This window comes from Pseudobacteriovorax antillogorgiicola, from assembly GCF_900177345.1.
In the GTDB taxonomy this organism is placed as follows: Bacteria; Bdellovibrionota_B; Oligoflexia; order Oligoflexales; family Oligoflexaceae; genus Pseudobacteriovorax; species Pseudobacteriovorax antillogorgiicola.
This window is the reverse complement of record NZ_FWZT01000031.1, coordinates 1-11,298: the sequence shown is the minus strand read 5'-3', so window position 1 is coordinate 11,298 and position 11,298 is coordinate 1. Positions and strand designations below refer to the sequence as shown.

Annotated in this window: 10 protein-coding genes; 4 read left to right on the top strand and 6 right to left on the bottom strand. The window is 46.8% G+C overall.

All coding sequences use genetic code 11. From position 1 onward, the window contains the following. Positions 1 to 5 precede the first annotated feature (5 nt). Positions 6 to 1,781, bottom strand: coding sequence for an ABC transporter ATP-binding protein (locus B9N89_RS27775; protein ID WP_200820806.1), 1,776 nt, complete (start codon positions 1,779 to 1,781; stop codon positions 6 to 8). Positions 1,782 to 1,859: 78 nt separating this feature from the next. On the opposite strand from B9N89_RS27775, the gene B9N89_RS27770 reads away from it, so the two are divergent. Next, positions 1,860 to 2,489, top strand: a complete 630-nt coding sequence (locus B9N89_RS27770) for a DUF2721 domain-containing protein (RefSeq protein WP_159455688.1) — start codon at positions 1,860 to 1,862, stop codon at positions 2,487 to 2,489. 28 nt (positions 2,490 to 2,517) lie between these two features. Here the strand turns inward: B9N89_RS27770 and B9N89_RS27765 are convergent, their stop codons facing one another. Together B9N89_RS27765 and B9N89_RS27760 are read right to left on the bottom strand one after the other, a co-directional pair. Continuing rightward, a complete protein-coding gene (locus B9N89_RS27765) occupies positions 2,518 to 4,185 on the bottom strand; it encodes a CHASE3 domain-containing protein (protein WP_132325206.1) in 1,668 nt (555 codons plus the stop codon). A gap of 204 nt (positions 4,186 to 4,389) precedes the next feature. Then, entirely contained in the window at positions 4,390 to 5,484 is a 1,095-nt protein-coding gene (locus B9N89_RS27760) for a hypothetical protein (protein ID WP_132325209.1), read from the bottom strand. A gap of 216 nt (positions 5,485 to 5,700) precedes the next feature. Between B9N89_RS27760 and B9N89_RS27755 the strand changes: the two genes are divergently transcribed. Next, positions 5,701 to 6,840, top strand: coding sequence for an acyltransferase family protein (locus tag B9N89_RS27755; RefSeq protein ID WP_132325212.1), 1,140 nt, complete (start codon positions 5,701 to 5,703; stop codon positions 6,838 to 6,840). 85 nt (positions 6,841 to 6,925) lie between these two features. Here the strand turns inward: B9N89_RS27755 and B9N89_RS27750 are convergent, their stop codons facing one another. From B9N89_RS27750 to B9N89_RS27740, 3 genes are all read right to left on the bottom strand, one after another. Beyond that, positions 6,926 to 7,315, bottom strand: coding sequence for a response regulator (locus tag B9N89_RS27750; protein WP_132325215.1), 390 nt, complete (start codon positions 7,313 to 7,315; stop codon positions 6,926 to 6,928). A 139-nt stretch (positions 7,316 to 7,454) separates the two neighbouring features. Beyond that, positions 7,455 to 8,477 (bottom strand): hypothetical protein, encoded by a 1,023-nt coding sequence (locus B9N89_RS27745; RefSeq protein WP_132325218.1) that lies wholly within the window; start codon positions 8,475 to 8,477, stop codon positions 7,455 to 7,457. 10 nt (positions 8,478 to 8,487) lie between these two features. Then, positions 8,488 to 9,354 (bottom strand): TIGR02147 family protein, encoded by an 867-nt coding sequence (locus B9N89_RS27740; RefSeq protein WP_132325220.1) that lies wholly within the window; start codon positions 9,352 to 9,354, stop codon positions 8,488 to 8,490. A gap of 307 nt (positions 9,355 to 9,661) precedes the next feature. Between B9N89_RS27740 and B9N89_RS27735 the strand changes: the two genes are divergently transcribed. Then, positions 9,662 to 10,993: a fasciclin domain-containing protein gene (locus B9N89_RS27735; protein ID WP_132325223.1), complete on the top strand. Its 1,332-nt coding sequence runs from the start codon at positions 9,662 to 9,664 to the stop codon at positions 10,991 to 10,993. A 111-nt stretch (positions 10,994 to 11,104) separates the two neighbouring features. After that, the coding region (locus tag B9N89_RS32510) for a transposase (RefSeq protein WP_143478292.1) at positions 11,105 to 11,298 on the top strand (194 nt) is incomplete at its 3' end.

Here is an 11,298-nt window from a genome sequence, read left to right as displayed (position 1 = left end):
AGAAACTAAGGCTCGGTACTTACTCCAGTTTGGAGGTCCCAAAGCCTCTTGTAGATTTGCCCACTTTCAACTAATTCATCATGTCGGCCAGATTCGGCTATGGTGCCCTCTTGCAAGACGATAATCTTGTCGGCATGACGGATAGTCGATAATCGATGAGCTATAACGATCATCGTGCGGTTGTGAGCTAGTCTCTGAAGAGACTTCTGAATCGCTTCCTCGGTTTCGTTATCTACTGCTGAGGTTGCTTCGTCAAACACCAGGATCGGCGGTTGGCCCAGGATACCACGAGCGATCGTCAAGCGCTGCCGTTGGCCACCTGATAGCCGTTGTCCTCGTTCACCAATAGCTGTACCGAGCTGCTCAGGCAGCTTGTTCACAAAATTTTCTGAGTCGGAAGCCTGCAAGGCTGCAGTGATTTCTTCGTGAGACGCGAACTCCTTGCCCAGCAATAAGTTGTCCTCGATACTGGCATCCATTAGAAATACATCTTGACCAACATAACCGATCGAATTGCGCAACTGAGCTAGGGAGAGCTTGTCAATGGGGACTCCATCGATCGTGATGTTGCCAGACTGAGGATCGTAGAAACGCAGGAGCAGTTTAATGAGCGTACTTTTCCCAGAACCAGTCGACCCTACGATCCCTATAAATTCGCCAGCCTGAATATCTAGATTGAAGCCATTTAGTACTGGTTTATAGCCAGGATAAGCGAACTCCACGTTCTTAAAGGTGATCCGGCCTTCAATTCGTTCCAAGGTCTTGGTTTGGTCGCTATCTGCAATATCAATAGGCGTTGCGATGAGGTCGAGAACCCGTTGTGCTGAGGCTAGGGAGCGTTCGTAGAGGTCGAGAAGATCGCCAAATCTTGTAAAAGGCCAAAGAAGTCTTTGAGTTAGAAATACTAGCACCGTGAATGCAGCAGGTGCCAAGCTTCCATCGAGAGTTTTTAACCCACCTAAAACTAGCGTAACCAAAAATCCAGCAAGGACAGCCATGCGAATGATGGGCACAAAGGCGGAACTCAGGCGAATGGCCTCCCGGTTGGCATCAATATACCCCTGGCTTGCCCGACTGATGTTTTCAACCATAGCATCCTCAGCAACAGATGCCCGAATGGTCACGACGCCGGTGATCACACCAGAAAGCTTTTCACCAAGCTGAGCCGCACGCTGGCGAACATCGCTATAGCGCCCAGCTAAAGGTCCTTTCAGCCTAAAGCCGCCGAGGATAATAATCGGAATAGGAAGAATTGCGAATAGAGCGACAATCGGGGACAGGTAGAGAAAGACAGCCCCTATCAGAAGGCTTGAGACCAGCATCTGGATCAAGTTGTGAAGGCCTTCGTTAAGGAAACGCTCCACTTGATTGACGTCGTCATTGAGGATTGCTAATAGTTGTCCGGAGTTCTGCTCTTCGTACCACGAAAGGCTAAGCTTTTGAATGTGGGACACCCCATCAAGCCTGAGTTTGTGTTGAATCTCTTGGGCGAGATTACGCCAGCGAACCACAGCCCCATACTCACTCAGCGACTCTGAAACCCAAATCAAAAGGGTGACAACGGCGAGCAAGGCCAGTTGGTGTCTCGGGTCAGCAATTCCGATCTTGGCAAGAAAACTCTGCTCTTGCTCGACCACCACATCGATGGCGACCCCAATCAGGATCTCAGGAAAGACATCAAAGATTTTGTTGACGATAGAAAAGATGCTAGCCTTAATCATATCTGGACGATGAGCGAGGCTATAGGTCAACAGGCGTTTCAGGCGGTGATTCGATTTCAAGGCGGCTCCTTTAGCTGAATTCAAGACTCGGGGCTGACCGGGATTCTACATGGGATTCAAGGGGCTGACTAGTAGCACTTGAGTATCTTTACGAAGCGCTTTTGTAAGGACTTGGCCTGGGTTCCGATTAAAGTAGTAATTTTTGTCTCTGGGGGGTTTTCCTTAGGGGAAGAGTCTGTTACAAGACACTCATGGCAGGGTATAAACTTGGTCAGCCAGGAGAGCTATATGGTGACCCTTCACACAGAACCAGGCGAAATTGTCGATATATTATCCGCTGCTGTGGCACCGGTATTTCTCATTACAGGTATTGTCGCGATCATTGCTGCTATGAATGCACGCTATAATCGAGTGATCGATCGCACGCGAACGCTTCTCCGAGATGGACCGAAGCTTTATGGGATGGCCTTAGGTGCTGACCATATGGAGCACGAATTCAAAACCCTTTACAAGCGAGCCCGCATGCTGCGGCTGATGATCATATCCGAGATTGTTGCCGCATCCATGGTTGTTTTAACTATTTGCTCTGTGTTTCTCTCGTTGAGCATGGAGATTCCGGTCGGTGTACTGCCAATCGTCTTCTTTCTACTAGGCTTATTCTGTATGCTGGCAGGATTGATCTCTTTTATAGGCGACTTCTTTATGTCCTTGAGGGTCCTTGAGCATGATATGAGGGTGCGGGCGAACATTGATGTGGATGCCCAGTAGTGGGCGCTTCGCATGGGTCTATATATTTTTATGCGACCCGCTTACGATTATCTTTGTTCGCAGAAGACTTTCGATTCTCAGGTGTTGCGTTCTCTTTAAGGGCGACAGACGATTTTTGTTCCTCGTGATCCAAGGCTGAGCCAACGATTTTTGCGAGTCGTTCGATAGATTCGCTCATTGAATCGGATTGCTGAGTGAGAGCAAGGCTTAAATCTGAAGCAGAGCGAGCTGTTTTAGCATTGCCGTGAGTAACTTGGTCGAGATTGCCGATCGCATCTCTGATCTGACCAACACCTTCGGATTGCTCACGATTCGCCTCTGAAATATCATTGCTAAGTTGATTGATAAGCTGGATGTTTTCTGCAATCTGATCGAAATTTTCTCCACAACGATTGGCGGTTTCCACACCAGAGGCGACTCGGTCCCGACTTTTGTCAAGAAGTGCCACAGTTTTGGTCATGGTCTCTTCTACAATTTGATGAACTTGGACCTTGCTCGTTTCAAGCAAGTCTTGAATCATTTTTGAAGCTTCACCACTCATGGCCGCGAGATTTCCAACCTCTTCTGCAACTACAGCGAAACCTTTACCTTGATCCCCAGCGCGAGCAGCTTCCACCGAAGCATTGAAAGAAAGAAGCTTGGTCTGGAACACGATGTCGTTGATCACCTTGGTTTTTTGGTCGATCTCCGTGATGACTTGGACGATATTAGATATTTTCTCATTATTTTCATGGATTTGGCTGGTAACTTGATCGTTGCTAACCTGGATTTCGCTAATGGAGTTGACTAGTTCGTCGATGGTATGTTTGCCCTTCGCGGCAATCTCATTGGTGAACGCCACCTGTTTAGCGGCGTCTGTAGCCTTGTCTGAAGTGGAGTTAATCGTTTGGGACATTTGAGTGATACTAGCCGAAGTTTCTTGTAAGCTCGATGCTTGGTCCTGAGCCGCCTGAGTGATAGCCCGGCTATAGCCCGCAAGAGAACGAGAGGATTTCTTGAGATCACGAGAGGCTCCCACAAGAAATTCGGACACATGGGATATATCGGTTGATACACTGTTTGTGACCCGCCATAGGAAGATTGATCCGATCAAGATGGAGCCAAAGCTACCAAATACCAGCAATATCTGGGAAATTGCAGCCAAAGACTCACTTCGTTCTGTTCTCTCTTCATTGAGCTGTACTTCCATGGCTATGGCTTCAGCAAGAACACGCCTAAACTCATCCATGGTTTTCTTACCTTGTGCCTGCTTCAGGGTGGATTCGAACTCTTCCTTGTTGATTTCCCCAGCATCGTATGCGGCCCGCAGTGCCATTTCTTTCTGGGCGGCATCATTCAGCCAAGATCTCTTAAGATCGTGCAATGTGCTAAGCCTTGCAACTTGAACTGGGTTATCGGAAACAGTGTTTTTAAGTTCGGTGATAAACGGCTCGAATTTATCTTTCGCCTCAAGGTAAGGCTCGAGAAAGTTTTTATCGCCACTCATTAGGTAGCCCCGCTGACCAGTTTCCATGTCGATCATCTTTAAAAGGAGCGCATTCATTTGGCCGATCACTTTATTAGTGTGCACGACCCAACCGTGAGCTTCTGTCAACGATCGGCTGTTGAAAAAGATAATTGTTGCAATCAGCGTCACCAAAGCCATTGCAAGTGAAGCAGCTCCAAAGATTCTCCGACGAGTCATCGTTTTCATCATGTTCCATTTCTCGATTTCATGTTTGCCACGGACTCCGGTTCGGAGTTTTGGCTTTAAGCTTAACCAAAAACTAACAATAGGAGTGAAACTGAAATGAATATCGAGCCTTAGAACGTAGAATTAGGTCAGAAGCAGCCCTACAAATGGCGCCTGGTATAATGGTTCACTCCAAGCATAAATGCGAACCACTATGGAACTGAGCACTTAGATGGATGCGGAATAAGAGACTGTATAACCACTATCGATGAAGGTTTGGGATTCTCGTCCCTGCCGTTCGGTATAGTTCAGTGTCAAAATACTGTATCGATACCCGAAACCAAATCCTGCGATGATATTACGAATCCCGATAAAGGCATATATATCGAGGCTGTCCTCTGGAAGAGATTGAATATTACTGGGGTCGTGAAGGCCTTGATTGGGAAGCTGGTTGATCACCGTCTCGCTACCGTCAAGATTATCATCTGCCGTGACAATATATTTTAGAGAACTCCAGAGGCCGAATCGCCAGAAAAACTTTGCCCTTGCGCGAGCAAGCAGATAGCTGGTGGCGCCATCGCTTGTTTTGCTGTGTTCCTCATTGGATTCGCTATAAGTTTCGACATTTGTGATTCCAGGCCCTATATCAAGCAAAGAGGTAAGAAAATCGAAGGTCATCTGTGCATGGAGCCAGTGGTCGATCTCTTCGAGCTGTGGTCTGCTAAAGCTTTCGCTGAAGACTGTTTGCATTGTGGTTGTTAGGTGGGCAGACATGTGTGGCAGAACCATCAGGCCAAAGTCATTGAAGAGAATCCTATTTTGCACCTGAGAAAAGCTATCGTCGTAACTGATACGGCCTTGGTGATAGCCGATCTGATGACGATAGAATCGATAGTAGCCGATCAGATCCAGTCCGTACCAGCGCCTGTTATAGGGTGAGTCTCCAGATTGCCTTAATTCATCAGACTCGATGTCGCGAGCAAAATGCCCCCAGGCGATTCCTGCGTGGGGAGCCAGTTGCACGGTAGGAACTTCAGGACGAACGGTAATATTGTATAAGCCTACATGAGCCCCAGCTTCCGTTGCCGAAGTTTCGGTCTTCACTCCTCCAACTTCTGTTGCCCTACTGCGAAAGCTGAAAATAGGCTGAAAACTCCAATCAAAAGGAGGAACTTGCCAATCTGGAAACCAGGGTTGCGGTTGATGCAGCTGCCGGCTTTCATGGGGTGAGTTTTTTTTATCTTCTTCTTGTGACTCATAAGCTATGGCTTTGATTGGGACTAAGAAGCTTAAGGTCGTAAGGAGGAGTCTGATGGGGGCCATAGGAAATCCAGTTTTATGAAAAATTCTCGGCCCTTGACAATAGCTGATCTTTCCAAGGCAGGCAAGATCCGTATGAATACCATAGGTGTCGAGTGCGAAGCATAAGATACTGGAAAGTCTTGATTTTATTCTGCAGAATATGTCATTTTGATATTGACATAAGTCAAAAATACATATAAATCTAGCGTCTAAGTATTGTCACGCACAGAGGTTTGTATGAAGCCCTTGGTCAACCCATTTCCCAATCACATTCCTGCCCTTGATGGAATTAGAGGAATGGCGATCTTTGCAGTCCTAATGATCCACTTTTTTGAGCTGCCACCGACCAACCAGGTGGAAGCCATCTTGTGGCGACTTAGTCGCTTTGGAATGTGGGGGATCGATCTTTTCTTTGTTCTTTCAGGCTTTTTGATTACAGGTATTTTGCTTCATTCAAAGGAAAGAGCTGACTACTTCAAGCGATTTTTCATGCGACGCTTTTTACGGATCTTCCCGGTCTATTACTTACTGCTGTTTGTTATTTTTATTTTGATCCCATTATTTCCAGTTTTCCATGGGCCTACTTTAGATCAAATTCTAGACTCAGAGCCTTGGGCATGGCTATATTCAATGAATCTCTATGTCTCCTGGAAAGGGGAATGGACCCCAGCTTATATCAATCATTTCTGGTCTTTGGCCGTGGAAGAGCACTTCTATCTGTTTTGGCCGTTTGTTGTGTACTTCACACCCAACCATCGACTGCCGGCCGTTTGTTTGGGAATGATGGGGCTCTCCTTTGGGTTTCGTTGCTGGAGTATTGCTGAAGGGCAGCCGGAAATTGTACGGTATGCATTTACAGTGGCTCGACTGGATGTGCTATGCTTGGGAGCCTACCTTGCTACAAAAGTTAGGCTCGTGGATAATGCAGATCAGGGCTTGGCTTGGCTGAAAACCTACGTCCATCGAGTGGGACCTCTTGGATTTTTAGGGGTTTTGACTCTGGCAGGAGCTGAAGGCTTCTTTCAAGATGGACGTTGGCTAGAACCATTCAAGTACTTGGCGTACGGCTTATTTATCAGTTCTTTTATCGGCTTTGGGCTATTGGCAAAACCCCAGTCTTTGGTAGACTCATTTTATCGCTGGCGATTTTTTACGTTTCTCGGCAAATATAGCTATGGCATCTATCTCTATCACAATATCATCTCCTATGACTTTCAATTGAACCATCGGATCGAACTATTTCAAACCTTGATTCCAAACCATACCGGGGCCTACCTACTACAGGTCACAGTGGGTTGCTTTCTGTCTGTTGGCTTGGCAATGATGAGTTATCATGGGTTTGAAGAAAAGTTTTTGAAGCTAAAAAAGTACTTCTAGGGTGGTGCTGGGTACCGTCACGAGCGAGTGACAATGTCAACAACGCCGAGGCTTCAAATCGACTAGGCACTAGGGTGTAAAAAATCTAAGATGCCTTTTTATTGTCGAAATAATTGTCGATCCACTTGACAATTTTTTCCACATCGATTGGTTTCATAAATACTTCTTTAGCGCCAGCCTCGATTAGCTCGTCACGATGATACTTCGAGTAGCCAGTTACGAAAATAAAGGGTGGAGGATGTTTCATCTCCGCTTGGATGGATTGCAGTAGCAACAGCCCATTGAGGCTAGGCATGCGAACATCTGAGATGATGAGGTCGAAGTTTCCCTCTAAAATCGATTTTTGGCCTTCCACCGAGCTAATGAAGCTTTCAGGCTTAAAACCATGATCGATTAACTCCCAGGTATACATATCGAGAAGGTCAGCCTCGTCATCGATGACAGCAATTCGCATGTTTGAAGTGTCGTTAGCCATAGCCAAGGGTTCCTCAAGATGTTCGCCTCGTCGGAGACAATCTTTCCGATGCTCTTCTATGATAGCACACTCGCGCCGAGCAAGAGCTGTAGACGCTCTTGCTCGGATTTAATGAATAAATATATGCGGTGTAAAGTACTTATCTTTCGTTCAGGACACAGGCTTCTGGAGTGAAAAGCATCTTGAGGTTCTGACTTCCTACCAGGGCTCCGTCTCGGAACGTCCAGACTTGAGATTGCAAGTCCCCTTGCACATCACGCCAATCGGCTCTTATCGTACCTGTCACTGGGAAGCAGCCTTGGCTTGGCTCAAGGACAAGGTCTTCAAAGGTTAGATCAACGGTACCGAGGTTTTGAAAGCGAAAGCTGACAGTTTGCTGATCAAGTCGGTAACGAGTCAGCAGGCCGCTAGCTTTATCGATTTCAAAGGAGAATGTTATCGGTGCGATATCCAAGTTGCTCTCGTAGGGGCCCGAGAAGTTCTCGCTAGCAACCTCAAAGTTGAGGCGTCGATCGATGCTTTCTTGAACAGTGCCTCGCCACGTGCTCAGATCTGAAGTATCTGAAAGGTTTGTGAACCTTAGTTGCCGTTGGCCTGATTTTTCGATGCTGCTGAACTGTTCGAGCCTTGGTTGGCTGGTGACAGAATCTAAAAGAACAGCCGTTAGCTGCCGGCTTTTGGTTTCAGAAACATCGGATCGAAGCTCTAGGGAGTCTCCTGTTTTGATCGTGCCAGGAGAAAGGCGTAAGCCACCTCCAGCTTGGCATTCAAGCTGACGAGTGCCTTGTAACCAGCGATCCTGATACTGTCTCTTTATTGATAAGTCGGCACGACTTTCTCGATTGTCTCTACTGATAGAGACGGAGTGTTCGGTGTTGGTACTTTTAAGAAGTGAGAGGGATGTATCCGGAGGATTACAGTTGTCCTCATTGATTACCCTAGATTCAGCAAAGCTAAAGAGGTAGTCGCCGCTATTGATAGCGTCGATAGTTTCAGTATAAGCGAGGCTCATCATGGTCGCTATAGAGCTATCAGCAAATTTTGTCTTGGAGCCACTGCTTGGTGGATTGCCTGTCTGCGTGCCGCAACCAGGGCCGGCAAGCATCACCATGGGTAAGATCATTCTTGGAATGCCACTTGATTGTCGAGAGGTGAACTTCATGTCAAGGCCTTCACTCTGTTGTATTAGGGAACAATTGCATGTTGAGCTGGACGATGCGATCAGAGGGACCGTAGTCTGTTTTCTGCTCAAGTTCAAGTAGCCTTTGCTGAAAGGCCTCGATCTCTTTCTTGATCAGATCGAATTGAGATTCGTTGATACACAGGGTAAGAGAACTGATATGCCTCTTCTCTTGCTCAACATCGACCAAGGACTGGAGTCCTTGAGGAATGGATAGCTGATGATACTGATTTACTGCTAGGTGAGCAACTTCCGGACCTGTGGTGATCGAAGGAGAACTTAGTTCCCATGCTTTTCGCGACTTATTGTAACGAATTAAATCCAGCTCCTTTAGTAATTCAAGAGCTTCTTCTGCTTCTTTCACCGACACCTTGGGCCATAGCTTCTGAGAAATCCATTTAGGGTCAGCTTGAAAATCCGGTAGTGCAACCATTTCTCGGATCACGATGTTCGACCAGCTTGAATAGAAAGCTAGCTGCCTCTGTTCGATCGTGTCGGTTATCAGGGACGCTCGGATGGCAAGGGCTTCTGCCAATGTCTGAGAGAAATCTTCAGCATTAAGGTTTCGTGTGAGATGACAGAGCTTAAGAAAATACTGCCGCTGTTCCTTGCGCAGCTGCAAGGCATCCACAATACGGCGCGCTCCTTGCTCACTGATCGGACGCTTTCCACTAGCGTAAAGGTGAACCACATTGGTTGTTGAAAAACCTAGGTCGTCTGCGAACTGGCGATAGGAATAGCCTCCATGATCGCTCTTCATTGTGCTGTGAAGAGCTTTCAAGAAAGCTTTCGCACTGAAATAAGCTGTGGGTTGCTGCTCAGCCACAACTTTTTTGAGTAGAGCTCGACCTGTGGGCATCTTTCTTTCCTAAATCAAAAGTTCGCATCGGCGTAGAATAGCCGCAGTATCTTATACCCACTCCGTTGGACTTTGTATACAGATTCTAGCCTATTTTCTAGGTGAGGCTAGCTTGAGTGAAACAATAAGTTGCTGATAGATGGGCAAATCGAGTTTTTTCTTGACCCATTTTCGTATGCAGCTTAAAACCTTCTATGTATGCAGGAAAGTAAGTCAATTATTTATTCTGTATCTATTATCATAATAAATACAGTTAATTAATAGATATTCTTGTATGCAATTATGCCCATGATAAGGAGAAATAAAAATGTTTGTCAAAACGAAGCTATTCAATGTGCTCATCGCTGGTGTACTAGCTGGAGGCCTCGTGGCTTGCAGCGACGATGATGATGACGATCCGGTTGTTGCCCCAGAAACCAATGACCAGTTGTCTCTGGCCGGAACCATCGGGCAAGAGAGTAACTATAGCGTTTTAGAGTCACTATTGGTGAAAGCAGAATTGGTCTCGGTCCTTGAGGACGGTGAGTACACGATCTTTGCACCGACTGACGCTGCGTTCAATGCTGTGCCTCAGGATGTTCTTGCGACACTGGATCAGGACAAAGACCTGCTCCGTAAGGTTCTACTCTATCATGTGGTTCCAGGTCGACTCGATGCAGCTCAGGTGCTCGCTAGCGAGAGCTTGAAGTCACAGCTAGGCGACGAGCTCATGGTTAAGAGCGAAAATGGCTCTAACTTCATCAATGATGCAAAGATTACTGCCACTAATAAGCTCGCTAGCAATGGAATCGTTCACCAAATCGATGCAGTATTGGTTCCTGCTAGTATCGACCTTGGGCCAAAGTCTATCGTTGACATCGCACTAGCTGACAGCCAATTTTCGACTCTTGTTGAACTTTTAACAAAGGCTGATCTTGTCGCAGCTTTGCAAGGTGATGCGAAACTCACTGTCTTTGCTCCTACTAATGCTGCATTCGCGGCGCTAACAGACGAGCAACGGGAAGCTGTGAATAGCAATCCGGATTTGCGTAAGGCTATCCTTACCTATCACGTTGTGGAAGGTACTTTCAGCGGAGCTGACGTAAGTTCAGAGAAAGAACTAGCGACTCTCAACGGTGCCTATCTTTTCGCAGAAGTGAAGGACGATGGACTTATGGTACAAGGTGCGAAAGTTACTGCTGGTGATGTAGCCGCAAGCAATGGAGTCATTCATGTTATCAATAAGGTCATGCTGCCACCCACTATGAACTTAGTCGAAGTTGCAGAAGAAGCAGGGTCGTTCACCCAGCTCATTGAAGCAGCGGTTACAGCAGGTCTTGCACCGACACTTACTGGAACAGAACCATATACGGTGTTCGCTCCAACCGATGCGGCCTTCGAAGAGATCAAGGCTACAGTAGCGACCCTAACCCCCAAACAACTAGAAAATATTCTACTCTATCATGTTGTTCCAGGTCGTGTTCTTGCTTCAGAAGTATTGGCAAGCGAATCTTTGACAGCAGCGCAAGGTGATTCCCTAGCGATTGACCAGGAGAAAACTAAGGTAAATGGTGCGGCTATCATCAACACTAACATTCAAGCGAGTAACGGTGTGATTCATGTGATCGACAAAGTCCTCCTTCCGCCCGCCGGGAACTAGGGCGACACGCATCCATTTTCTTTCCGAGAATTGCCTTTATACGGCTTGAGCTTATGGCTCAAGCCGTTTTTTAGTATTAGGTTCTGTCTGACGAATACCTAAAAATGGTGTATGATCCTCGAAACTTCTAGGAGACACACCTTGGCTGGTCGTTTTGAGCTCACGGATGAGCAATTTGGGTTGATCAAAGATCTTCTGCCCCCTACAGGAAAACGAGGTGGGCAGTGGAATGATCATCGTACGACCCTTAATGGTATCTGTTGGATACTTAATACTGGTGCCATGTGGAGAGACTTACCCGAGAA